General features: G+C 74.3%; 22 protein-coding genes. 16 read left to right on the plus strand and 6 right to left on the minus strand.

Translation table 11 applies throughout. The annotated features are described in order from the left end of the window. Nucleotides 1-10 precede the first annotated feature (10 nt). Nucleotides 11-1,840, minus strand: a complete 1,830-nt coding sequence (locus N912_RS0132890; protein WP_156994203.1) for a tetratricopeptide repeat protein — start codon at nt 1,838-1,840, stop codon at nt 11-13. Nucleotides 1,841-2,043: 203 nt separating this feature from the next. Between N912_RS0132890 and N912_RS0132895 the strand changes: the two genes are divergently transcribed. The 3 genes from N912_RS0132895 to N912_RS0132905 all read left to right on the plus strand — a co-directional run bounded on the left by N912_RS0132895 (nt 2,044) and on the right by N912_RS0132905 (nt 4,772). Further along, nucleotides 2,044-3,636: a benzoate-CoA ligase family protein gene (locus tag N912_RS0132895; protein WP_245645582.1), complete on the plus strand. Its 1,593-nt coding sequence runs from the start codon at nt 2,044-2,046 to the stop codon at nt 3,634-3,636. Further along, nucleotides 3,633-4,472 carry an amidohydrolase family protein gene (locus N912_RS0132900; RefSeq protein WP_028925745.1) on the plus strand — a complete coding sequence of 280 codons (840 nt, stop codon included), beginning with the start codon at nt 3,633-3,635 and terminating at the stop codon, nt 4,470-4,472. The genes N912_RS0132895 and N912_RS0132900 overlap by 4 nt, the downstream gene beginning before the upstream one ends. An 87-nt stretch (nt 4,473-4,559) precedes the next feature. After that, nucleotides 4,560-4,772, plus strand: coding sequence for a DUF397 domain-containing protein (locus N912_RS0132905; RefSeq protein WP_028925746.1), 213 nt, complete (start codon nt 4,560-4,562; stop codon nt 4,770-4,772). Nucleotides 4,773-4,776: 4 nt separating this feature from the next. On the opposite strand, the gene N912_RS0132910 is transcribed toward N912_RS0132905, so the two are convergent. Together N912_RS0132910 and N912_RS0132915 are read right to left on the minus strand one after the other, a co-directional pair. Beyond that, the gene (locus tag N912_RS0132910; RefSeq protein ID WP_028925747.1) at nt 4,777-5,652 is read right to left on the minus strand and encodes a PaaX family transcriptional regulator; all 876 of its coding nucleotides are present in this window, start codon (nt 5,650-5,652) and stop codon (nt 4,777-4,779) included. A gap of 57 nt (nt 5,653-5,709) precedes the next feature. Then, nucleotides 5,710-6,390: a hypothetical protein gene (locus tag N912_RS0132915; protein ID WP_028925748.1), complete on the minus strand. Its 681-nt coding sequence runs from the start codon at nt 6,388-6,390 to the stop codon at nt 5,710-5,712. A gap of 73 nt (nt 6,391-6,463) precedes the next feature. On the opposite strand from N912_RS0132915, the gene N912_RS0132920 reads away from it, so the two are divergent. Further along, nucleotides 6,464-7,774, plus strand: coding sequence for an adenosylmethionine--8-amino-7-oxononanoate transaminase (locus N912_RS0132920; RefSeq protein ID WP_028925749.1), 1,311 nt, complete (start codon nt 6,464-6,466; stop codon nt 7,772-7,774). Nucleotides 7,775-7,782: 8 nt separating this feature from the next. Here the strand turns inward: N912_RS0132920 and N912_RS0132925 are convergent, their stop codons facing one another. Continuing rightward, nucleotides 7,783-8,901, minus strand: a complete 1,119-nt coding sequence (locus N912_RS0132925; protein WP_028925750.1) for an alpha/beta hydrolase family protein — start codon at nt 8,899-8,901, stop codon at nt 7,783-7,785. 418 nt (nt 8,902-9,319) lie between these two features. On the opposite strand from N912_RS0132925, the gene N912_RS56205 reads away from it, so the two are divergent. The 6 genes from N912_RS56205 to N912_RS56215 all read left to right on the plus strand — a co-directional run bounded on the left by N912_RS56205 (nt 9,320) and on the right by N912_RS56215 (nt 14,799). Continuing rightward, nucleotides 9,320-10,768 carry a SulP family inorganic anion transporter gene (locus N912_RS56205; RefSeq protein WP_051581141.1) on the plus strand — a complete coding sequence of 483 codons (1,449 nt, stop codon included), beginning with the start codon at nt 9,320-9,322 and terminating at the stop codon, nt 10,766-10,768. A gap of 21 nt (nt 10,769-10,789) precedes the next feature. Next, a complete protein-coding gene (locus N912_RS0132935; protein WP_037067856.1) occupies nt 10,790-11,929 on the plus strand; it encodes an 8-amino-7-oxononanoate synthase in 1,140 nt (379 codons plus the stop codon). Next, entirely contained in the window at nt 11,926-12,609 is a 684-nt protein-coding gene (gene bioD / locus N912_RS56210) for a dethiobiotin synthase (RefSeq protein ID WP_037067859.1), read from the plus strand. Before N912_RS0132935 ends, bioD begins: the two co-directional genes overlap by 4 nt. A gap of 18 nt (nt 12,610-12,627) precedes the next feature. Further along, a complete protein-coding gene (bioB, locus tag N912_RS0132945) occupies nt 12,628-13,629 on the plus strand; it encodes a biotin synthase BioB (protein WP_211261489.1) in 1,002 nt (333 codons plus the stop codon). Continuing rightward, nucleotides 13,626-13,811: a biotin synthase auxiliary protein BsaP gene (bsaP, locus tag N912_RS65995; RefSeq protein WP_084211422.1), complete on the plus strand. Its 186-nt coding sequence runs from the start codon at nt 13,626-13,628 to the stop codon at nt 13,809-13,811. The genes bioB and bsaP overlap by 4 nt, the downstream gene beginning before the upstream one ends. An 85-nt stretch (nt 13,812-13,896) precedes the next feature. Continuing rightward, complete coding sequence (locus N912_RS56215; protein WP_051581142.1) at nt 13,897-14,799, plus strand: NAD(P)-dependent oxidoreductase; 903 nt, start codon at nt 13,897-13,899, stop codon at nt 14,797-14,799. A 39-nt stretch (nt 14,800-14,838) separates the two neighbouring features. Here N912_RS56215 and N912_RS0132955 read toward each other — a convergent pair whose 3' ends face one another. Together N912_RS0132955 and N912_RS0132960 are read right to left on the minus strand one after the other, a co-directional pair. Continuing rightward, nucleotides 14,839-15,519 (minus strand): LON peptidase substrate-binding domain-containing protein, encoded by a 681-nt coding sequence (locus N912_RS0132955; RefSeq protein WP_051581172.1) that lies wholly within the window; start codon nt 15,517-15,519, stop codon nt 14,839-14,841. Nucleotides 15,520-15,577: 58 nt separating this feature from the next. Beyond that, nucleotides 15,578-16,279, minus strand: a complete 702-nt coding sequence (locus tag N912_RS0132960; RefSeq protein ID WP_281176327.1) for an NUDIX hydrolase — start codon at nt 16,277-16,279, stop codon at nt 15,578-15,580. Between the two features lie 64 nt (nt 16,280-16,343). On the opposite strand from N912_RS0132960, the gene nadA reads away from it, so the two are divergent. The 6 genes from nadA to hisB all read left to right on the plus strand — a co-directional run bounded on the left by nadA (nt 16,344) and on the right by hisB (nt 23,085). Further along, a complete protein-coding gene (nadA, locus tag N912_RS0132965) occupies nt 16,344-17,327 on the plus strand; it encodes a quinolinate synthase NadA (protein WP_028925755.1) in 984 nt (327 codons plus the stop codon). Beyond that, entirely contained in the window at nt 17,324-18,970 is a 1,647-nt protein-coding gene (locus tag N912_RS56220; RefSeq protein ID WP_051581143.1) for an L-aspartate oxidase, read from the plus strand. Before nadA ends, N912_RS56220 begins: the two co-directional genes overlap by 4 nt. Beyond that, entirely contained in the window at nt 18,967-19,845 is an 879-nt protein-coding gene (gene nadC, locus N912_RS0132975) for a carboxylating nicotinate-nucleotide diphosphorylase (protein ID WP_028925756.1), read from the plus strand. The genes N912_RS56220 and nadC overlap by 4 nt, the downstream gene beginning before the upstream one ends. 200 nt (nt 19,846-20,045) lie before the next feature. Continuing rightward, nucleotides 20,046-21,368 (plus strand): histidinol dehydrogenase, encoded by a 1,323-nt coding sequence (gene hisD / locus N912_RS0132980; RefSeq protein WP_028925757.1) that lies wholly within the window; start codon nt 20,046-20,048, stop codon nt 21,366-21,368. Next, nucleotides 21,365-22,489: a histidinol-phosphate transaminase gene (locus tag N912_RS0132985; RefSeq protein ID WP_028925758.1), complete on the plus strand. Its 1,125-nt coding sequence runs from the start codon at nt 21,365-21,367 to the stop codon at nt 22,487-22,489. The genes hisD and N912_RS0132985 overlap by 4 nt, the downstream gene beginning before the upstream one ends. Continuing rightward, nucleotides 22,486-23,085, plus strand: a complete 600-nt coding sequence (gene hisB, locus N912_RS0132990; protein ID WP_028925759.1) for an imidazoleglycerol-phosphate dehydratase HisB — start codon at nt 22,486-22,488, stop codon at nt 23,083-23,085. Before N912_RS0132985 ends, hisB begins: the two co-directional genes overlap by 4 nt. The last annotated feature ends 18 nt before the right edge of the window (nt 23,086-23,103 follow it).

Here is a 23,103-nt window from a genome sequence, read left to right on the forward strand (position 1 = left end):
CCTCGGGCGGCTATTCGGGGGTGTCGGCGGACTGGGTGGGGGCGGGGCGCTGGGCGGCGCGGTGGCGGCCGACGGGCTGTAGCTGGCGGACCCGGGTGAGGGCGGCGCCGACGGTAAGGGTCTGCGGGTTGTCGGCGCCGAGCACGCGGGCGTACTCGGCGTAGGCCCTGTCGTAGAGGGTGACGGCGTCGTCGAGCTGGCCGGCGTACTCGTGGGCGTAGGCCACCGTGTAGCGGGAGGCGAGGGTGTCGAGGTGGTCGGCGCCCAGGACTCGTTCCCGGGTGGCCAGGACGGACTCGGCGAGCGGGATGCCCTCGCGGGAGCGGCGGGCGGCGACGTAGGCGATGACCAGGTTGTCCGAGGCGGCCAGGCTGTCGGGGTGCTCGGGGCCGAGCAGGGTCTCGCACTCGGTGCGGATGGCCTCGGCCAGGTCGACGGCCCGGGCGCCGTCGCCCACCGCGCTGAGCTGGCGGGTGGCCCATTGGCGCAGGCCCAGGACGCGCTCGGAGGTCTCGACCGGCAGCGTCGCGGAGACCGAGCCGGCGTTGGTGGACAGCGCGGCGATGTGCGCGATGAGCTGGTCGCCCTCGCCGCGGCGCTCCCAGGCCTGGTCCTCGCCGAAGGTGGCGTGCCCGAGCAGGTCGGCGGCCTGCGCGATGGCCTGCGGCAGCGCGTCGTCGGTGCGCAGCCGGTCGAGGACCACCCGGCGGGTCAGCTCGTGCATCAGCACGCAGTCGCCGTCCATCCGGGTGGACAGCAGCGACCAGCGGGTCAGGCGGGTGATGGTGTACTCGGCGCCGGGGTCGCCGGCCTGGTAGAGCAGGCCTCGGGAGGCGCCGCCGGGGGCGAGCACGGCGAGCAGGCCGAGCAGCTTGCGCACGGCCGGGTCGGAGTCGAAGCCGGCGCCGCGCAGCGCCACCAGGACCGCCTCGGCGGCGCCGGCCGGGTAGCGCTCCTCGTGCCGGGAGCCGTCGGTGCCGTCGCCGAGCAGCTCGCCCACGGCCACCGTGCGCAGCCGCTCCAGGTAGGCGTCCAGGCCGCCCTGCTGCTCGCGCAGGGTGGCCTCGGCGAGCTCGGCGGCGAACGGCAGCCGGCCGAGCGTCTCGCAGGCGGCCTCGGTGAGCTCGGTCCGGTCGGCCAGGTCCTTGGCGGCCGGCAGCTCGATCGCCAGCTCGGTGCCCAGCGCGGCGGCGGAGGAGGCGCGGCTGGTCACGATCACGCGCCAGCCGGGGATGGCCGGCAGGAACGGGCGGACCGCGTCGACGTCCACCACGCCGTCGAAGACCATGACGTTGGGCTGCTTGCCGGTCGGAGGGTGCTGGCGCAGCCGCTCCACGGCGCGCGAGCCGCTCTCCTCGGGCACCCGCATGCTCAGCGCGTCGGCGAACTCCAGCAGGCCGGCGAACGTCTCCTCCTGGCTGCCCGCGTTGATCCAGGCCACCAGCGGCCAGCCCTCGGCGATCCGGGCCCGCGCGTAGCCGGCGGCAAGCTGCGTCTTGCCGGCCCCGGACGGCCCGGTGATCACCACGACCGGGCTGCCCTTGCCCTGGTAGCCGCGGAAGATCTCGTCCATCCGGGCCTGCTCGGCCTGGCGGGGCAGGGCCAGCGCGGGGTTGGACGGCACCCGCCGCCAGGTCACCCAGCCCACCTCGGCCGGTTCGTCGAGCAGCTGTCCCCGGAACGACCACCAGGACAGCGGCAGGCCGATCGCGGCGGCGGTGACGGCGGCGATCTCGAGCGCGGCGGTCTGCCCGAGGTCGTACGCGCCTTCGCCGATCGCCCAGGTCAGCGCGAACGCCAACCCGACAACACCCGTCGCGACCAACCATCGCACCGACATCAACACGGTCCATCCCCTCGCCGGCTGCGTTCTGGCTGAGACAGAATACGGTCTGTGTCCACCCCTGCACGGTCGACCAGGGCGTGTCACTCCGACCATCACGTGGCGTGGCGAAATGTCGGCACAGGTCGGTGGCCGGCGCTCCGGTTGTCTCCTGCTCGGATACTCTCTGTAACTACGCGTCCCGCGGCCGGGAGGTCCCAGTGCCCATCACAGCACCCGAGGTTTTCAACGCCGCCGACTATCTGGTGCACCGCCGGGTGGCCCTCGGCGACGGCGACCGGGTGGCACTGCGCTTCCCGGGCGGGGAGCTGACCTACGCCGAGGTGTCCGAGCGGGTGCGCGCGGTGGCGGCCGGGCTGTCCGCGCTGGGCGTGCGCGCCGAGGAACGGGTGATGTTCTTCGCGGCGGACACCCCCGAGCTGGTGGCCGGCATCCTGGGCGCGATGCACCTCGGCGCGGTGGCCGTGCCGGTGTCCACCATGCTCACCGCCGACGACCTGCACGCCCTGCTCGTGGACGCCCGCGCCCGGGTGCTCGTCACCACCGCCGAGTTCGCCGACACCGCGCGGGTCGCGGTGGAGACGCTGGTCAAGGGGGAAGCCGAGCCCGACCTGACCACCGTGGTCACCATCGGGACGCAGGGGGACGACTTCGCGGTGCCGGCCCGGACCTGGTCGAGCCTGGTGGGCGCCGGTGCGGATCGCGCCGTCTACCCGAGCTGGGCGGACTCGCCGGCGCTGTGGCTGTACACCTCGGGCACCACCGGCAGCCCGAAGGCCGCCATGCACCGGCACGGCAGCATCCGGTTCGTCTGCGAGACCTACGGCCAGCGGGTGCTCGGCATCCGCGCCGACGACCTGTGCTTCTCGGTGGCGAAGCTGTTCTTCGCCTACGGCATCGGCAACTCGCTGTTCTTCCCGTTCTCGGTGGGCGCGGCCACCGTGCTCGAACCCGGCCGCCCCTCGCCCGACCTGGTCGCCGAGGTGGCCGCCCGGCACCGCCCGACGCTGTTCTTCGGCGTGCCGACGTTCTACTCCGCGCTGCTGAACAGCGCGATCCCGGACGACACCTTCGCCGGCGTGCGCCAGGGCGTGTCCGCCGGGGAGCCGCTGCCGGCCACCCTGTTCACCCGCGTCCGGGACCGGTTCGGCTTCGAGATCCTGGACGGCATCGGGTCCACCGAGGCGCTGCACATCTTCCTGTCCAACGCGCCGGGGGCGATCCGCCCGGGCAGCTCGGGCACGCCCGTGCCCGGCTACCGGGTGCGCATCCTGGACGAGTCGGACGGTTCGGTGATCGGCGAGCCGGACCGGCCGGGGGCACTGTACGTGTCCGGCGAGTCGGTGGCCACCGGCTACTGGTGCCGTTCCGAGACCAGCCGGCTGGCGTTCCAGGGGGAGTGGCTGCGCACCGGCGACACCTACGTGCGCAACGCCGACGGCACCTACTCCTACCTCGGCCGGTCCGATGACATGATCAAGGCGGGCGGCATCTGGGTGAGCCCGAGCGAGGTGGAGGCCAGGCTGCTCGAGCATCCGGACGTGGTCGAGGTCGCGGTGGTCGGGCTGCGCGACGCCGACGGGCTGGACAAGCCGGTGGCGGCGGTGGTGGTCCGTTCGGGTACGAGCGTGCGGGAGGACGAGCTGGTGGAGTTCTGCAGGGCCGGGCTGGCGGCGTTCAAGCGCCCGCGCCGGGTGGTCGTCGTCGACGCGCTGCCCAAGACGGCGACCGGCAAGCTGCAGCGCTACCGGGTGCGGGCCAGCCTGGCGGAGATGGGAGCGGTCGCGCGGTGATCGTCGACGCGCACGTGCACCCGGCCCGGCGCGGCGGGCTGAAGATGGACTGGGACACCTGGCTCGGGCCGGCGGCGGACCGGGAGGCGGTGGCCCGGGTGTACGGGCCGGACGGCGTCGTCGTCCCGGAGCGGCTCGACGAGCTGTTCGAGGCCGACGGGGTGGACGTCGCGCTGCTGTTCTGCGAGTACAGCCCCCGGGTGACCGGCGTCCAGTCGATCGAGGACATGGCGCCGCTGGTGGCGTACAACCCGAGGCGGTTCCGGGTGGTGGCCAACGTCAACCCGCACCTGCACTACCCGGTGGACGCCGAGGTCCGCCGCCAGCTCGACCTCGGCGCGGTGGCGCTCAAGGTGCACCCCGTGCACGGCAACTTCGCGCCCAACGACCGCGAGCTCTACCCGGCCTACGCCGAGTGCCAGGCCCGGGGCGTCCCGGTGATCACGCACACCGGCCCCAGCTCGTTCCCCGGCGCGAGCGGTCGGCTCGGCGACCCGGTGCTGATGGACGACGTGCTGCGCGACTTCCCGGACCTCACGGTGGTGCTCGCGCACGGCGGCCGGGGCTGGAGCTACGACGCCGCCGGCTTCATGGCGCTGGCCCGCCCGAACGTCTGGCTGGACATCGCCGGCCTGCCGCCGCGCAAGCTGCCGCGCTACTTCGAGCGCTTCGACCTGGAGCGGATCGCCGCCAAGTGGATCTTCGGCACGGACTGGCCCGGGGTGCCGGGCATCGCCGCCAACATCAAGGCGGTGAGCGACCTGGGGCTCTCGCCGGCGGTGCTGGACGGTGTACTCGGTGGGAACGCGGCGCGCGCGTACCAGCTCAACCCGTGAGTGGTTAGCGTTGTCATAGCAACGCTAACCACTCACGGGTTGTGAGCAGGGGTTTTGTTAGGGTTTGCGGGTGAGTGGAGGCGTGCGGTGACGGAGATCGACCCGGCTACCTTGACGTGGCGGTCGTCGAGCACGAGCACCGAGGCGGACGGTGACCGGGTCGAGGTGGCCGAGCTGCCGGACGGTGGCTGGGCGGTGCGCAACGGCGCGGACGGCGACGAGGGCGAGATCCTGTGGTTCACCCCGGGTGAGGTGCGGGCGTTCGTGCTCGGCGTGAAGGACGGCGAGTTCGACATCTGACGGCCTACTCGGCCGCCTTCACCAGGGCGTCCCAGTGCTGGCCGGCCGGCTCGCTCCACAGGTCGTGGCGTTCGTGGAACAGCGCGGCGGCCTTGGCGCCGACCCAGCTGCCGGGCAGCAGCTCGGCGGGCAGCTGCGGGTCCAGGAACGGGAACCGCCGCCAGGTGTGCACCAGGTGGATCTGCTCGCGGAGCACGTCGGCGGGGGTGGTCGGGTCGGCGTTGCTGACGGCGTCGATGAAGTCGTGGTATTCGCGCTCCACGTCGGCGAGGTTCCACGCCTGGTCGACCAGCTGGCGTTCCTGGCCGATCTGCCCGAACGGGCCGACGAACGACGAGCTGACCTCGTCCAGGTCCAGCTCCCTGATGACCTCGGCGACCTCGGCCTGCTTGTCCGGGTCCGGCGTGAGCCACACCCCGGCGGTCGGTGAGCCCAGCCCTGCCCAGTTGAGCCGGGTGCGCAGCCGGTGCCGGAGCTGGCGGCGCGACTCCGGCACGCTGACCAGCAGCACCAGCCAGCGCCCGCCCCAGGCGGCGGTCTCGGTGCCGAAGGAGTAGATCCGGGTGGCGCCGCTGGACAGCAGCCGCCGGCCGTCGTCGGTCAGCGACCAGCGCACCCGGCGGCCGGCCCGGGTCGACTGCAGCAGCCCCTCGGCGGCGGTCCTGGCCAGCGCCTGGCGGCCCGACTTCTGCTCCACGCCGAGCTGGGTGAGAACGTCCAGCAGCACGTGTGTCCAGACCGGTTCACCCCGTGGGAGCACGAATTCGCCCAACACGGTGAGCAGCAGCGAGCGGGCGCTGGCGGCACCGAGCTCGCGGCGCCGCGACAGCGTCGGTACCGGGGCGGCGTTGCCGGCCGAGCCGGGATCAGGGCTGGTCATAGGGCCGCAAGCATAGTAGGACTTGCTTTGATAACAGCTAGCCGGCCGGCCGACGTGTCAGCGTTCGTCCGCCACGCCCAGCACCGGCGGAACATGATCGTCGAACTCGACGGCGAACGGCTGCACGCCCCCGTCCCCGGCGGCGTCCCCGGCGGTGGGTGGCGGCGGCGGTGTGGGGGCCGGTGTCGGTTCGGGCGTGGTGGCGGGCGCTTGTGGCGGGCGCGCCGCGTCGGGGGCGGGGAAGCGTCCGACGGCGTCGCGGGTGGTCGACTCGTGCGCGTAGAGCGCGTCGTTCGCGGCCCGGTCCCGCCGCTGGTGTTCGAGCGATGCCTTGCGGGTGTCGAGCTGCGGGGCGACGGCCGGCCCGATCTGGTCGCCTTCCTGGTCGCCCGGGGCGTTGGTGGGCCTGGCGATCCTGGACCGCAGGCCGGCGAACGACTCGCCGTAGCGCTGCAGGCCGTCGGCCCCGGCCTCGGCGGCGTGCTGGCCGTCGCGCGCCCGGTCCGCGGCGGTGCGCAGCGCGTCGGCCGCCGCGTCCGCCGCCGGGCCCCGCCAGTCCGCGCCCAGCCCGCCGAGCGCGTCGCGCAGCGCCCTTTCGGTGGCGGCGTAGTCGCCGGCCAGCGCCTTCAGGCAGGCCAGGCCGCCGTTGATCGCGGCCGGCCCCTGGCCCTGCCGCATCCAGTCGGACTTCTCGTCGAGGGAGAACCCCTCGTACCGGTACCGCCCGATCGAGTCCATAGACCAGCACGGTAACGGCCGGTGGGCACCCGTCGGGGCCGTTCCGGGACAGCCGCACATAGTGTGGGCGGCCATGACGCCCGAGGAGCTGCTCGCCGCCGACCGAGACCACGTCTGGCATCCCTACGCGTCCATGCCGGGCGCGGTCGCGCCGCTGCCGGTGGCCGGCGCGGAGGGGGTCCGGCTGCGGTTGGGCGGGCCGGCGCTGGGGCTGCCGGCCGGGGCCGAGCTGATCGACGGGATGTCGTCGTGGTGGGCGGCCATCCACGGCTACCGGCACCCGGCGCTGGACGCCGCGATCACCGACCAGCTGGGCCGGATGAGCCACGTGATGTTCGGCGGGCTGACCCACGAACCGGCGGTGGCGCTGGCCCTGCGGCTGGTGGAGATCACCCCGGAGCCGCTGCGGCACGTGTTCCTGTCCGACTCCGGCTCGGTGTCGGTCGAGGTCGCGATCAAGATGTGCCTGCAGTACTGGCGCTCCCGGGGGCGTCCGGGCAAGCACCGGCTGATGGCCTGGCGGCGTGGCTACCACGGCGACACGTTCATGGCGATGAGCGTGTGCGACCCGGACGGCGGGATGCACTCGCTGTGGGCCGACGTGCTGCCCCGGCAGGTCTTCGCCGACGCGCCGCCGCGCGCGTACGAGCCGGACTACGTGGCGCGCCTGGCCGAGCTGGTGGAGCGGCATGCCGACGAGCTGGCCGCCGTGATCGTCGAACCGGTGGTGCAGGGCACCGGCGGCATGCGCATGCACGACCCCCGCTACCTGCACGCGCTGCGTGAGCTGTGCGCCGCGCACGACGTGCTGCTGGTGTTCGACGAGATCGCCACCGGGTTCGGCCGCACCGGCGAGCTGTTCGCCGCCGACCACGCGCCGGTCAGCCCGGACGTGATGTGCGTGGGCAAGGCGCTCACCGGCGGCTACCTGTCGATGGCGGCCACCCTGTGCACCTCGGAGGTGGCGCGCGGGATCAGCGACGGCGAGGCCGGCGTGCTCATGCACGGGCCGACGTTCATGGGCAACCCGCTGGCCTCGGCGGTCGCGCTGGCCTCGATCGGCGAGCTGCACCGGCGGGACTGGCGGGCCGAGGTGGCCGGGATCGAGGCCGGGCTGCGCGACGGCCTGGCGCCCGCGCGCGAGCTGCCCGGGGTGCGGGACGTGCGGGTGCTCGGTGCGATCGGGGTGGTGCAGTTGGAGCACGAGGTGGACGTCCCGGCCGCGACGAGGGCGGCCGCCGAGCACGGTGTCTGGCTGCGGCCGTTCCGCGACATGATCTACACCATGCCGCCGTTCGTGACCGCCCCGGACGAGGTGGCCACCATCGCCTCGGCGATCCGCGCCGCCGCCTCGGTGCGCGCGCCCGCGTCCGCGCCCGCCTGACCCCGCGATCAGGAGTGCCGGCGCAGCCAGTCGGCGACGTCGGCGAGCGGGGCGTCGCGGATCGGGAGCATGTCGTCGTCCGAAGGGGAGGCAGCGTCGCCGAGGCTGTGGCCCAGCCCGGGGTAGAGCCGCAACGCATGGTCCGGGTTGCCGGCCCGGCCCAGCGCGGCGTCCAGCGCTCGGGCCGAGTCGGGCGGGACGTTGCCGTCTTCGAGGCCCTGCAGGGCCAGCACCGGCATCGGCAGCCTCGGCGCCTGCTCGGTGACCGGGAGCAGCCCCCGGCCTGGCCCGAAACCGGCCAGCGGGGCGTCCGGCGCGAGCAGGGCGTCCACGAAGCTGGGCAGCGCCGGCTCGAGCTCGCCGCGCAGGTCGATCGCGCCGTCGCCGTTGCGGTCGAAGCGCCGGTCGGGGGTGGGGTCGCCGTCGGCGGCGCGCGGGGCCAGAAACGTGATCCATTCCTTCGCCGCGAGCCCGCCGCCGCCCCGCCAGGCCCGCCCGAGCCCGTCCGCGCCGATCCGCCCGGCGCTCGCGTAGCGGTCGAGGTACGGAACCGCGGTGCGCAGGCCCTGGTACAGGAGCCCGTCGCGCCAGCCGACGTTCACGCCGGCCTGCAGGACCAGCCCGGCGACCTCCGGATGCGTGGCGGCGTACTCGGCCGCGACCGCCGTCCCCTCGCTCCAGCCGTACAGGAACACCCGGTCCGGGTCGAGGTGCGGGTCGCGCGCCGTGGCGGCCTGGACGACCGCGCCGATGTCGTCGACCATCTGCCGCTGGGTCAGCGTGGCGAACCGCTGGTCCAGGTTCCCCCGGCCGCGCACGTAGCGCTTGTCGTACCTGACAACCGCGATGCCCCGGGCCGACAGGTAGCGGGCGATGTCGTCGAAGATCCGGGAGCGGACGGCGCCGTCGACGCCCTCCACCGCGCCGCTTCGGTCCCGGGGCCCGGTGCCGTGCACCAGCACGACGGTCGGCACCCGGCCGGGCAGGTCCGGCCTGTCGATGCGCGCGTCGCTCACCCAGTCACCGAGCCGGACCTGGAGGTCCTCACCTACCGGCCCGGGCGACGGTCCGCACCCGGACGCCAACACCGCGATCGCCATCGCCGCCGTGGCGGCCTTCCAGCCCACGGTGTCGGACGGTAGGCGGATGGGATGACGGCCGGCCAGGACAAATGAGGATCACTCGATGGTGGTCAATGGTGGTCCTGTGGCGGGAACGCCGGCCGTGGCAGATGGGGCTCATGCGAATATCGAGCCATCGGGACGCGATCAGTTTATCGCTCGATGGTTGCATCAGGATGTACGCGACGTGATCGTCCGATCGTCCGTGCCGCGCCGGTCGCACCGGCCGGGGAACCAGGCCGATCCATGATCCGTTGGCGAGGTGCCGGTGCGGGCGACGGTGACCGCGGTCCGGCGACCCCTCACGACCTGCCTCCGGAGGAGCCGCATGCCCGCCTCGCCGCCAGTCGAGTCCACCCCTGACCCCGATCCTGCCACTTCTAACACATCTGCCACTTCTTCACGTTGGTTCCCAGGATGGGACGTGGTGCGCGCCGACCTGGGGGCGTCGCTCGTGGTGTTCCTCGTCGCCGTCCCGCTGTCGCTGGGCATCGCGGTGGCCTCCGGCGCGCCGATCCTGGCCGGGCTGATCGCCGCGATCGTCGGCGGCGTGGTCGCCGGGCTGTTGGGCGGTTCTCCGTTGCAGGTCAGCGGGCCGGCGGCGGGGTTGACGGTGGTGGTCGCCGAGCTGGTGACCAGGTTCGGCTGGGCGGCCACCTGCGCGATCGTGGTGGCGGCCGGGCTGGTGCAGATCGGCCTCGGGCTGTCCCGGCTGGCCCGGTTCGCGCAGGCCATCCCGCCCGCCGTGGTGCACGGCATGCTGGCCGGCATCGGCGGCACCATCGCGCTGGCCCAGCTGCACGTGGTGCTCGGCGGGCAGCCGCAGACCAGCGCGGTGCGCAACGTGGTCGAGCTGCCCCGGCAGCTGGCCGGCGCGCACGGGCCGGCGGTGGCGGTCGGGCTGTTCACCGTGCTGTTGGTGTTGTGTTGGCCCCGGCTGCCCAGGCCGGTGCGGGCGGTGCCGGGGCCGCTGGTCGCCGTCGCGCTGGCCACCGGGCTGAGCGTGGCGCTGGATCCGGTGCTCGGGCCGGTGCCCCGGGTGCAGCTGCCCGGCGGGTTGCTGGAAGCGGTGGCGCTGCCGGTGCTGCCGAGCGGGCAGTGGGCGGCGGTGGCGGTCGGCGTGCTCACGGTGGCGCTGATCGCCAGCGTGGAGAGCCTGCTCTCGGCGGTCGCGGTGGACAGGATGCACCACGGCCCGCGCACGAACGTGGACCGCGAGCTGATCGGGCAGGGCGCGGCGAACACGCTGTCCGGGCTGCTCGGGGGGCTGCCGGTGACCGGGGTGATCGTGCGCGGCTCGACGAACGTGAAGGCGGGCGCGCGGACCAGGGCGGCCGCCGTGCTGCACGCGGTGTGGATCGCGGTGTTCGCGCTGGCGCTGGTGTGGGTGGTGCAGATGATCCCGCTGGCCGCGCTGGCCGGGCTGCTGGTGGTGATCGGCGTGCGGTTGGTCAAGCTCAGTGACCTGCGCGCGGCCAGCCGGCACCGCGAGCTGCCGCTGTACCTGGTCACGGCGGTCGGGGTGATGGTGTTCAACCTGCTGGAAGGGGTGGCGCTCGGGCTGGCGCTGGCCGGGCTGATGGTGCTGCGCCGCGCGGTGCGGGCCAGGGTGCACCACCACGCCCCGGAGTCCGGCGACGAGCACCGGGTCACCGTGGACGGCGCGGCGACGTTCCTGTGCGTGCCCGCGCTGTCCCGGGCGCTGGCCAGGATCCCGGCCGGTGCGTCCGCCCGGGTGGACCTGACGGCGCACTACGTCGACCACGCCACGCACGACCACCTGGACGCCTGGGCGCGCCGGCACCGGGCGACCGGGGCGTCGGTGGTGGTCAGCGACGGTGTCCCGGAGCCGGCGCGCGCGAGCACGAACTGAGCCGGGTTAGGGTGCTCGCTTGTGCGTGAGCATCCGCTGGACTGGTTGACCGAGCACGCCGAGCGACGGCGCGCGGCGGGGCTGCGGCGCGCGCTGCGGTACCGGCCGGTGGACGAGCCGGTGCTCGACCTGGCCGGCAACGACTACCTGGGCCTGGCGCGCGACCCCCGGGTGATCGAGGGCGGGCTGGCCGCGCTGCGCGCCTGGGGCGCGGGGTCCACCGGGTCCCGGCTGGTCACCGGCTCGACGACGCTGCACGGCGACCTGGAGCGCGAGCTGGCGGAGTTCTGCGGTTTCGACGCGGGGCTGGTGTTCTCCTCCGGGTACCTGGCCAACCTCGCCGTGGTCACCGCGCTGAGCGGTCACGGCGCGTTGGTGGTCTCCGACGCCGGGAACCACGCGTCGCTGATCGACGGCTGCCGGCTGTCCCGGGCCGGGGTGGCGGTGGTGGGGCACAACGACGTCGGCGCGGTGGACGCGGTGCTCGCGGCCCGGTCCGAGGCGCGCGCGGTGGTCGTCACCGACGGGGTGGCCAGCGCGGACGGTGACCGCGCCCCGCTGGCCGAGCTGCACGCGGTGTGCCGGGCTCGCGGCGCGCTGCTGGTGGTGGACGACGCGCACGGGCTCGGCGTGGTCGGGCCCGGCGGGCGTGGGCTGCTTGCTGCTGCCGGGCTGGCCGGCGCGGATGACGTGGTGGCCACCGTGACCCTGTCCAAGTCGCTGGGCAGCCAGGGCGGCGCGGTGCTCGGGCCGGCGGCGGTGATCGAGCACCTGGTGGACTCCGCGCGCAGCTTCATCTTCGACACCGGCCTGGCCCCGGCCAGCGTCGGCGCGGCGCTGGCTGCGCTGCGGGTGCTGGTCGCGGAGCCGGAGCGACCGGCCGCCGTGCTGGCCGCCGCCGAGGCGATCGCGGCCGCCGCCGGGGTGCCGGCCTCCGGGTCGGCGGTGGTGTCGGCGGTGCTCGGCGAGCCGGAGGCGGCGGTCGCGGCGGCCACCGGGTGCCTGGAGCGCGGGGTGCGGGTGGGCTGCTTCCGGCCGCCGTCGGTCCCGGCCGGCACCAGCCGGCTGCGGCTGACCGCCCGCGCCACGCTGACCGACGCCGAGCTTGCGCACGTGCGGGCGGTGCTGGCCGAGGTGCTGGAACGGGTGCCGGTCGGGTGAGCGTGCTGGTGGTGACCGGCACCGGGACCGGGGTCGGCAAGACGGTGGTGACGGCGGCGCTGGCGGCGCTCGCGCTGGCCGAGGGCCGGCGGGTGGCGGTGTTCAAGCCGGCGCAGACCGGGATGGGGCCGGGGGAGCCCGGCGACCTGGACGAGGTGCGCCGGCTGGTCGGTGGGGTCGACGGACTGACCCTGCGCGAGCTGGCCCGCTACCCGGACCCGCTGGCCCCGGCCACCGCCGCCGTGAGGGCCGGGCGTTCTCCGGTCACCCCCGCCGAGGCGGCCGACGTCGCCGCCAAGCTGGCCACCGAGCACGACCTGGTGCTCGTCGAGGGCGCCGGCGGGCTGCTGGTGCGGCTGACCGCCGAGGGCACCCTGGCCGACGTGGCGACCGCCCTGGACGCGCCGGTGCTGGTCGTGACCGCCGCCGGCCTCGGCACGCTCAACCACACCGAGCTGACCGTCCGCGCGCTGGCCGTCCTCGGGCTGCGCTGCCCCGGCCTGGTGATCGGCAGCTGGCCGGCCGAGCCCGACCTGGCCGCCCGGTGCAACCTGTCCGACCTGCCCGCCGTGACCGGCGTCCCGCTGCTGGGGCGGATGCCCGAAGGCGCCGCGCGCCTGGAACCGTCCGCGTTCCTGGCCGCCGCCAGGTCCGCGCTCGACCCACCGGCTTTCGGCTGAGAAATGGAGTCCGCCTCGATGACCGCTTCCGACGTGCTCGCCGAGCTGCGCGAGTCGGTGCTCGAACGCGGCGTGCCGGCGCGCCCCGACCAGGTGCTGGAGCTGCTGCGGCTGCCCGACTCACGCGTCGAGGAGTTGCTGGAGCTGGCCCACCGGGTGCGGATGCGCTGGTGCGGGCCGGAGGTCGAGGTGGAGGGCATCGTGTCGCTCAAGACCGGCGGCTGCCCGGAGGACTGCCACTTCTGCTCGCAGTCCGGGCTGTTCGCCTCCCCGGTGCGCTCGGCGTGGCTGGACATCCCGATGCTCGTCGAGGCGGCCAAGCAGACGGCGAAGACCGGGGCCACCGAGTTCTGCATCGTGGCCGCCGTGCGCGGGCCCGACGAGCGGCTGATGAGCCAGGTCGCCGCCGGCATCACCGCGATCAAGGACGAGGTGGACATCAACATCGCCTGCTCGCTGGGGATGCTGACGGCGTCGCAGGTGGACGCGCTGGCCGCGATGGGTGTGCACCGCTACAACCACAACCTGGAGACCGCCCGGTCGTACTTCCCCGAGGTGGTGACGACGCACACCTGGGAGGAGCGCTGGGACACCCTGCGGATGGTTCGTGACGCGGGCATGGAGGTGTGCTGCGGCGGCATCCTGGGCATGGGGGAGACCCTGGAGCAGCGCGCCGAGTTCGCCGGCCAGCTCGCCGAGCTGGAGCCCGACGAGGTCCCGATGAACTTCCTGAACCCTCGGCCCGGCACGCCGTTCGGCGAGCTGGAGCCGATGGACGGGGCCGAGGCGTTGCGTACCGTGGCCGCGTTCCGGCTGGCGCTGCCCCGGACGGTGCTCCGGTTCGCCGGGGGTCGGGAGATCACGCTCGGGGACCTCGGCGCGCGGCGGGGGCTGCTGGGCGGGATCAACGCCGTGATCGTGGGCAACTACCTGACCACGCTGGGCCGTCCGGCCGAGGCCGACCTCGACCTGCTCGACGAGCTGTCGATGCCGGTCAAGGCGCTGAACCAGACCTTGTGACGGCCCCGTTCTGTGAGCAGTGCGGGTCGCCGGCGGACAAGGGGGAGCACCGCCGCTGCGCCGCGCGCCGTGAGCTGGAGCCGCCGCGCTACTGCCCGGACTGCGGGCGCCGGATGGTGGTGCAGGTGACGCCGGTGGGGTGGACGGCGCGGTGTAGTCGGCATGGGGAGCTTCGTGGCTGATGCGTGTCTTACTTACGAAAAAGTAAGTACCTGACAAATTAGTGGGTACTTGAGCGGTGGTCAGTACGACGCGAGTATCTGGTCCATGACTGAAGGACACAAGGCGCCGGTGACGGTGCTCGGGCTGGGGCCGATGGGCCGGGCGCTTGCCGGCGCGTTCCTGGACAATGGCCACCCGACGACCGTGTGGAACCGCACGGCGGCGAAGGCGGACGCGCTGGTGGCGCGGGGTGCCGTTCGGGCGGCCACGGTGGAGGAGGCGGTGGGCGCCAGCGAGCTGGTGGTTCTGTGTGTGATCGACTACGCGGCGGGGCGGGAGATCGTCGAGCCGGTGGCGGGGGCGCTCGGCGGCCGCGGTTTGGTGCACCTCACCGCGGACACGCCGGAGCGGGCCAGGCGGATGGCGGCGTGGGCGGCCGAGCATGGGATCGACTACCTGGACGGGGCGATCATGACCCCGACCGAGACCATCGGCGGGCCGGGCGCCGTGTTGCTCTACAGCGGGCCGGAGGCGCTCTACCGGAAGCACCGGGAGGCGCTGGACAGCCTGGGAGGGAGCGCAAGCTACCTCGGCGCGGACCCGGGTCGGGCGGCCGCGCACGACGTGGCGTTGTTGGACATGTGCTGGACGGCGGTGACGGGGCTTGCGCACGGGTTCGCGCTGGCCGCCGCCGAGGACATCACCGCACGGGAGCTGGCGCCGTTCGCCGAGGGGATCGCGCAGTTGTTGCCGCATTTCATCACCGAGATGGTCAAGGACACCGAGGCCGGCGAGTTCCCGGGCGAGACCTCGAACATCAGGTCCATCACCGCGGGGATGGAGCACGTCCGTGAGGCCAGCGAGGCTCGGGGGATCGACGGTGGGGTGATCGCCGCCGCGCTGCGGGTGGCACACCGCGCTATCGACGCCGGCCGGGGGGAGGACAACATCACCGGGCTGGTCAACCACATGAGTCCGCGCCGGGCTGGAGGCAGCCGTCGGGAATAGAACGTTCTATCCAGTCGGGCCGGCGTGGCGCGCGGACGTTCAGTTGTCGCTGTGTTCGACCAGATAGCTGGACAGCGGCGCCGGCACCGCCCGCAGCTCGGACAGCAGCCCGGCCTCCCGGCTGAGCAGCGCGCGCACCATCCGCAGCCGCCGGGTCGGACACGTCTGCTCCAACAACCGCTGCCGGTCGCGCATCGGCAGCAGGCAGTCGGCGGCCAGCAGGTGCGGCAGGGTGGCCGGTGCGACGTCGCCCGCCGGCTCGCGCCACTCCTCGTTGCGCCAGGCGGTGCGGCAGTAGTGCTGGTGCGCCGCCCTGGCCGCCCTGGCCAGCACGTGCAGGTGCTCGGTCGGCGTGTGGTCGTCGTCCACGTCCGGCAGCCAGGCCACCTTGCCGATCAGGTACGGCCGCGACCCGCTGTCCACGTCGAGCAGGCGGAACCGGCGGGCACCCCGCGTGATGATGTCGAACCGCCCGTCGGGCAGCTTGCGGACGTCGCGCAGCATGGCCGTGCAGCCCACCCGGTGCAGCCCGTTGATGCCGTCCTGGTCGGGCGTCCAGCCCTCCCGCACCGCGATCACGCCGAACTCTTTCCCCGGCACCGTCCCGGTCACCAGATCGATGGTGAGCTGCCGGTATCGCGGTTCGAACACGTGCAGGGGCAGGGACGCCCCGGGCATGAGAACGGTCCCGAGGGGGAACAGCGGGAGCGTCTCGGCCACCTGGACCACGTTACGACGTCCAAGCCCTGATCGCTGGCCGGATGCCGGCCCGAAAGGGCTACTCGGCGGCGCTGGGCGGGCGCAGCACGGCGGACGCATCGGTCACCCGAAGGTGCCGCTCGGCGAACCGGAACAGCGCCGCCGGTCGCCCGCCGGCCGGCCCCGGCGGCGCCACCCGCCCGGTGGGCACCAGCACGCCCCGCCGCGCCAGCACCCGCTGCAGGTTCGTCGCCGAGACCGGATGCCCGAGCGCGCTCACGTACAGGTCGCGCAGGGCGGACACGGTGAACTCGTCGGGCGCGAGCGCGAACCCGAGGTTGGTGTACGACAGCTTGGCGCGCAGCCGCTCCCGGGCGTCGCGCACGATCGCGGCGTGGTCGAACGCGGTCGGGGGCAGCTCGGCCACCGGGTGCCAGCGGGTGTCGGCGGGCACAGTGGGATCCGCGTCACAGCGGACCAGGCCGAGGAACGCGGTGGCCACCAGCCGTATCCCCGGCACCCGGTCCGGCGCGCTGAACACGCCGAGCTGCTCCACGTGGGCGACTTCCCGCAGGTCCACCTTGTCGGCGAGCTGGCGCAGCACCGAGGTCTGCACGTCCTCGGTGGCGCCGAGGCGGCCGCCGGGGAGCGCCCAGCGGTCCAGGTCGGGCTGTTGCGCACGTTGCCAGAGCAACACCTGCAGCGTGTCGTCCCGGATCTGGAGCACGGCGGCGAGCACTTCGTGTCCCATCCCCGTTCCCCTGCTGGTAACATCACCCATGTTTTCGATTGTAAGGCGAAAACCTGGCGGGCGTACAGGCGACCCGGCCGGCGAGGAGGAAGCCGTGACGATTACCGAGGTCAGAGCGGTCACAGGCTGGGCGGACGAGGTCCGCCGGCTGGCCCGCGAACGCGACGCCGTGATCCTGGCGCACAACTACCAGCTGCCGGAGATCCAGGACGTCGCCCACCACACCGGCGACTCGCTGGCGCTGTCCCGGATCGCGGCCGCGGCCGAGCAGTCCACCATCGTGTTCTGCGGGGTGCACTTCATGGCGGAGACCGCGAAGATCCTCTCCCCGGACAAGACGGTGCTGATCCCGGACGCGGCCGCCGGCTGCTCGCTGGCCGACTCGATCACCGCCGAGCAGCTGCGGGAGTGGAAGGCCGAGCACCCGGACGCGGTGGTCGTCTCGTACGTGAACACCACCGCCGAGGTGAAGGCGGAGACCGACGTGTGCTGCACGTCCTCGAACGCCGTCGAGGTGGTGGAGTCGATCCCGGCCGACCGCGAGGTGCTGTTCCTGCCCGACCAGTTCCTGGGCGCGCACGTGCGGCGGGTCACCGGCCGGGAGAACCTGCACGTCTGGGCGGGGGAGTGCCACGTGCACGCCGGCATCAACGGCCCCGAGCTGACCGCCCGCGCCGCCGAGGACCCGGACGCCGAGCTGTTCATCCACCCGGAGTGCGGCTGCGCCACGTCCGCGCTGTACCTGGCCGGGGCGGGCGCGGTGGAGTCCGAGCGGGTCAGGATCCTGTCCACCGGCGGGATGCTGGACGCGGCGCGCTCGACGTCCGCCCGGTCCGTGCTGGTGGCCACCGAGGTGGGCATGCTGCACCAGTTGCGCAGGGCCGCGCCCGAGGTTGACTTCCGCGCGGTGAACGACAGGGCGTCCTGCCGGTACATGAAGATGATCACGCCGGAGAAGGTGCTGCGCGCGCTGCGGGAGGGCCGCGACGAGGTGCACGTCGACCCCGCGATCGCCGAGCGGGCGCGGGCCTCGGTGCAACGGATGGTCGAGATCGGCCGCCCTGGCGGTGGCGAGTGAACGCGCCCCGCTGGGAGGCCGGCGCGGACCTGGTCGTGGTGGGCAGCGGCGTGGCCGGGCTGTCCGCCGCGCTGGAGGCGCACGAGCTGGGGCTGCGGACGCTGGTGGTGACCAAGGACGACGCCGGGGCCGGGTCCACCCGGTGGGCGCAGGGCGGCATCGCCGTGGTGCTCGACGACGGGCACGAACCGGGCGACTCGGTGCACCGGCACGTGGCCGACACGCTGGCCGCCGCCGGCGGGCTGGCCGACCCGGCCGCCGTGGCCGCCATCCTGGCCGACGGCCCGGCGGCGGTGTCCGAGCTGCGCGGGCGGGGCGCGGTGTTCGACCCCGGGCCGGGCGGGCTCGCGCTCGCCAGGGAGGGCGGGCACAGCGCGTTCCGGGTGGTGCACGCCGGCGGCGACGCGACGGGCGCCGAAGTCCAGCGCGCCCTGCTGGCCGCCGCCCGCGACACCGCCCCCGAGCCGCTGCCCATCCTGACCGACCACCTGGCCGTCGATGTCCTACCCGTGAGTGGTAAACGGTGCTATGACACCGCTAACCACTCACGGGTGGCGGGGATCCTCGTCGTGGACGGGCAGGGGCGGCCGGGGGTGGTACGGGCGCGCGCGGTGGTGCTGGCGACCGGCGGGTACGGGCAGCTGTACGCGAGCACCACGAACCCGGACACCTCGACCGGGGACGGGCTGGCGCTCGCGCTGCGGGCCGGCGCGCCCGCCGCCGACCTGGAGTTCGTCCAGTTCCACCCGACGGTGCTCTACACCGGGCCGGGGGCGCGCGGGCGCCGTCCGCTGGTCACCGAGGCGGTGCGCGGCCACGGCGCGGTGCTGGTGGACGCCGCCGGCCGCCGCGTGATGGCCGGCGAGCACCCGCTGGAGGACCTGGCCCCGCGCGACGTGGTGTCCGCCGCGATCGCCCGGCGGATGGCCGCCACCGGCGCGAGCTGCGTCTACCTGGACGCCACCGCGCTGGACGGGTTCGCCGAGCGGTTCCCGACCGTGCACGCGGCGGCCCGCGCGATCGGCGTGGACCCGGCGACCGAGCCGATCCCGGTCAGCCCCGCCGCGCACTACACCTGCGGCGGCGTGCTCACCGACGTGCACGGGCGCACCGGGGTGGCCGGGCTGTACGCGGCCGGCGAGGTCGCCCGCAGCGGCCTGCACGGCGCCAACCGGCTGGCGTCCAACAGCCTGCTCGAAGGCCTGGTGATGGGCCGGCGGGCGGCGCGCGCGGTGGCCGCCGACCTGGCCGGCCCCCGGCGGCTGCTCGAAGGCCCGGTGGGTGACCCGAGCCCGCCGACGCTGAAGGCGGCCGCCCGCGACCTGGTGCAGCGGACCATGACCTGGGGCGCCTCGATCGGCCGCGACGGCGCCGGGCTGGCCGCCGCCTCCGACGCCATCGACGCCGGCACCGCCGAGCGCGCCGTCACCGACCGAGCGACCGGCGAGGACGCCGCGCTCACCCTCATCGCGCAGGCGGTGCTCGCCGCCGCCGGCACCCGAACCGAAAGCCGAGGTTGTCACGTGCGTACCGACTTCCCCCGTACCGACGACGCCCACCAGCGGCGCAGCCTGGTGGTCGAGCTGACCGACGGCGCGCTGGCCGTGCGCCCGACCGACGACACCGAGGCGGGTGCGGCATGACCAGCACCGCGATCCCCGCCCTGGACACCGAGGACCTGGCCAGGGTGGTGTCCACCGCGCTGCGCGAGGACCTGCGCTACGGACCGGACGTGACCACCGAGGCCACCGTGCCCGCCGCCGCGGTGGCCACCGCCGAGTTCACCCCGCGCCGCCCCGGCGTGCTGGCCGGCGTCCCGGCCGCGCTCGCGGTGCTGGACGAGGTGCTCGGCGCGGACGGCTACCAGGTGCTGGAGCGGCGCGAGGACGGCAGCAGGCTGGCGGCCGGCGAGCCGGCGCTGCGGGTGCGCGGGCCGGTGCGCGGGCTGCTCACCGCCGAGCGGACCGCGCTGAACCTGCTCTGCCACCTCTCCGGGGTGGCCACCGCCACGGCGGAGCTCGTGACTGCGGTGGCCGGCACCGGCTGCCAGATCCTGGACACCCGCAAGACGCTGCCCGGGCTGCGGCTGCTGCAGAAGTACGCGGTGCGCTGCGGCGGCGGGATGAACTACCGGCTGGGCCTCGGCGACGCCATCCTGATCAAGGACAACCACGTGGCGGCGGCCGGTTCGGTGACCGCCGCGCTGGCCGCCGCCACGGCCGCCGCGCCCGGGTTGCGCTGCGAGGTGGAGGTGGACTCGCTGGCCCAGCTCGACGAGGCCCTCGCCGCCGACGCGGAGCTGGTGCTGCTGGACAACTTCACCCCGGAGCAGTGCCGAGAGGCGGTGCGCAGGCGGGCCGAGGTGGGCGCCGCCACCCGCTTCGAGGTGTCCGGCGGGATGACCCTCCCGGTCGTTCGCGCCTACGCCGAGGCCGGGGTGGAGTACCTGTCCTCGGGGGCGCTGACGCACTCCTCGGTGGCGCTGGACCTCGGGCTCGACCTCATCTCGGTCGACTAGCTGTTGCACATCGAGTGCGACAGTGCGTAGGTTTTGTCGCATGCCGCCGAGGGGGTAGGCCCTGTTCCCGTCGGCGGTCGCGGCGGAAGCGGTGGGGTGCGCCGCGCCCGCCCTCGCTCCAGGGGCCGTCCCTTCGGCGGCACCCTCGGCCCGGGCCGACTTGACGCCTGCGCACGTCCAGAGCAACTAGGATTAACTTCATGCTGACCCGCACTGACCTGCGCGGTGGTTTGCCCGCGACCGCCGCGCTGCGCGCGCTCCTGCCCCGGGCCGAGGTGGATGTGGAGGCCGTGCTCGACCGGGTGCGGCCGATCGTGACCGACGTGGCCGAGCGCGGGGCGGTGGCCGCGTTGGACTATGCGGAGCGGTTCGACAAGGTGCGCCCGGAGCGGGTGCGGGTCCCGGCCGCCGAGCTGGCGCGCGCCCGCGACGGGCTGGACCCGGCGGTGGCCGACGCGCTGCGTACGTCCATCGACCGGGCCCGCCGGGTGCACGCCGACCAGCGCCGCGCCGACGTGGTGACCGCGGTGGCCGACGGCGGCACGGTGACCGAGCGGTTCGTGCCGGTGCGCCGGGTCGGGCTCTACGCCCCCGGCGGGCTCGCGGTCTACCCGTCCAGCGTGGTGATGAACGTGGTGCCCGCGCAGGAGGCCGGCGTGGAGTCGCTGGTGGTGTGCTCGCCGCCGCAGGCCGAGCACGGCGGGCTGCCGCACCCGACGATCCTGGCCGCCGCAGCGATGCTGGGCGTGGGCGAGGTGTGGGCGGTCGGCGGCGCGCAGGCGATCGCGCTGCTCGCCCACGGCGGGACGGACACCGACGGCACCGAGCTGGAGCCCGTCGACATGGTCACCGGCCCCGGCAACCTCTACACCACCGCGGCCAAGCGGCTGCTGCGCGGGCTGATCGGCATCGACGCCGAGGCCGGGCCGACCGAGATCGCCATCCTGGCCGACCGCACCGCCGACCCGGTGCACGTCGCCGTGGACCTGATCTCCCAGGCCGAGCACGACACCCAGGCGGCGTCGGTGCTGGTCACCGACTCGCCCGAGCTGGCCGACGCGGTCGACGCCGCGCTGGCCGAGCGGCTGGCCGCGACCAAGCACACCGACCGCATCCGCACCGCCCTGACCGGCCGCCAGTCAGGAACCGTCCTGGTCGCCGGCGTCGACGACGGGGTCACGGTGGTGGACGCCTACGCCGCCGAGCACCTGGAGATCCAGACGGCGGACGCCCCCGAGGTGGCCCGGCGGGTGCGCAACGCCGGGGCGATCTTCGTCGGGCCGTGGGCGCCGGTCTCGCTGGGCGACTACTGCGCCGGTTCCAACCACGTGCTGCCCACCGGTGGCTGCGCGCGGCACTCCGGCGGCCTGAGCGTGCAGACCTTCCTGCGCGGCATCCACCTGGTGGAGTACACCGAGGAGGCGCTGCGCGCGGTGGCCGGCCAGGTGGTCACCCTCGCCGAGGCGGAGGACCTGCCGGCGCACGGCCAGGCGGTCTCGGCCCGGTTCGAGGCGTCCCGATGACGCCGATGGGGGCCGAGGTCACCCTCGGCGAGTTACCGCTGCGCGACGACCTGCGCGGACGCAGCCCGTACGGCGCCCCGCAGCTGGACGTCCCGGTGCGGCTGAACACCAACGAGAACCCGTACCCGCCGCCGCCCGAGCTGGTCGCCGCCATCGCCGCCGAGGCCCAGCGGACGGCCCGCGACCTGCACCGCTACCCGGACCGGGACGCGGTGGCGCTGCGCACGGCGCTCGCCGAGTACCTGTCCGGCCGCACCGGGGTGCGCCTGCACACCGCGAACATGTGGGCCGCCAACGGCAGCAACGAGATCCTGCAGCAGGTCATGCAGGCCTTCGGCGGTCCCGGCCGGACCGCTGTCGGGTTCGAGCCGTCGTACTCCATGCACCCGATCATCGCCACCGGCACCCGCACCGAGTGGCTGCCCACCCCGCGCCGGGCCGACTTCACCCTGGACGTGCCGGCCGCGGTCGCCGTGCTGCGCGCCCGCAAGCCCGACCTCACGCTCGTGACCAGCCCGAACAACCCGACCGGCGGCTCCATCGAGCCGGAAGCGCTGGCAGAGCTGATCGACGCCGCGCCCGGGATGATCGTCGTCGACGAGGCCTACGCGGAGTTCTCCGACCGGCCCAGCGCCGTGACCCTGCTGGCCGAGCACGGGCGCAAGCTGATCGTCAGCCGGACCATGAGCAAGGCGTTCGCGTTCGCCGGCGGCCGGCTCGGCTACCTGGCGGCCGCCCCCGCCGTGGTGGACGCGTTGCAGCTGGTCAGGCTGCCGTACCACCTCTCGTCGCTGACCCAGGCGGCCGCCCTGGCCGCGCTGCGGCACGCCGAGGCCACCCTGGCGTCGGTGGCGCTGCTGCGCGCCGAGCGGGAGCGGGTGGTGGCGGCGCTGGGTTCGATGGGGTATCTAGTTGTACCCAGCGACGCGAACTTCGTGCTGTTCGGTGAGTTCGACGGCGGTGCCGACCCCGACGAAGGGGCAGCGGCGTCGTGGCGGGCGTTCCTGGACCGAGGGGTGCTGATCCGGGACCCGGGCATCCCGGGACACCTGCGAGTCACCATCGGCACGCCCGAAGAGAACGACGCCTTCCTACAGGCCGCCAAGGAGATCGCCACATGAGCCGTACCGGTCGGGTCGAACGCGCCACCAAGGAGACGAAGGTGCTGGTCGAGCTCGACCTCGACGGCACCGGCCGCACCGAGATCGAGACCGGGGTGCCGTTCTACGACCACATGCTCACCGCGCTGGGCAAGCACGGCGCGCTGGACCTGGTGGTCCGCGCCACCGGCGACGTGCACATCGACGTGCACCACACGGTGGAGGACGTCGCCATCGTGCTCGGCCAGGCGCTGCGGGACGCGCTGGGGGAGCGGACCGGGATCAGCCGGTTCGGCGACGCCTGGATCCCGATGGACGAGGCGCTGGCCCAGGCGGTCGTGGACGTGTCCGGCCGGCCGTACTGCGTACACACCGGCGAGCCGGAGTCGATGGCCGGGTTCGTCATCGGCGGGCACTACCCGACGGTGCTCAACCGGCACGTGTTCGAGTCGCTGGCCTTCCACGCCGGGATCGCGCTGCACGTGCGGGTGGCCGGTGGCCGGGACCCGCACCACATCACCGAGGCGCAGTTCAAGGCCATCGCCAGGGCGCTGCGCGCGGCCACCACCGCCGACGACCGGATCACCGGCGTGCCGTCCACCAAGGGCGTTCTCTAGCGCGGTGGCACTACCGTC

Source organism: Actinospineispora acaciae DSM 45401 (genome assembly GCF_000620785.1).
GTDB classification, from domain to species: domain Bacteria; phylum Actinomycetota; class Actinomycetes; order Mycobacteriales; family Pseudonocardiaceae; genus Pseudonocardia; species Pseudonocardia acaciae.

Bases quoted from the DNA above. Each gene is read 5' to 3' on its own strand.
- N912_RS0132890 (WP_156994203.1), bottom strand. From the start codon at position 1,840: ATGTCGGTGCGATGGTTGGTCGCGACGGGTGTTGTCGGGTTGGCGTTC.
- N912_RS0132910 (WP_028925747.1), bottom strand. From the start codon at position 5,652: ATGACCAGCCCTGATCCCGGCTCGGCCGGCAACGCCGCCCCGGTACCG.
- N912_RS0132915 (WP_028925748.1), bottom strand. From the start codon at position 6,390: ATGGACTCGATCGGGCGGTACCGGTACGAGGGGTTCTCCCTCGACGAG.
- N912_RS0132920 (WP_028925749.1), top strand. From the start codon at position 6,464: ATGACGCCCGAGGAGCTGCTCGCCGCCGACCGAGACCACGTCTGGCAT.
- bioB (WP_211261489.1), top strand. From the start codon at position 12,628: ATGACCGCTTCCGACGTGCTCGCCGAGCTGCGCGAGTCGGTGCTCGAA.
- N912_RS56215 (WP_051581142.1), top strand. From the start codon at position 13,897: ATGACTGAAGGACACAAGGCGCCGGTGACGGTGCTCGGGCTGGGGCCG.
- N912_RS0132960 (WP_281176327.1), bottom strand. From the start codon at position 16,279: ATGGGTGATGTTACCAGCAGGGGAACGGGGATGGGACACGAAGTGCTC.
- nadC (WP_028925756.1), top strand. From the start codon at position 18,967: ATGACCAGCACCGCGATCCCCGCCCTGGACACCGAGGACCTGGCCAGG.
- hisD (WP_028925757.1), top strand. From the start codon at position 20,046: ATGCTGACCCGCACTGACCTGCGCGGTGGTTTGCCCGCGACCGCCGCG.
- N912_RS0132985 (WP_028925758.1), top strand. From the start codon at position 21,365: ATGACGCCGATGGGGGCCGAGGTCACCCTCGGCGAGTTACCGCTGCGC.
- hisB (WP_028925759.1), top strand. From the start codon at position 22,486: ATGAGCCGTACCGGTCGGGTCGAACGCGCCACCAAGGAGACGAAGGTG.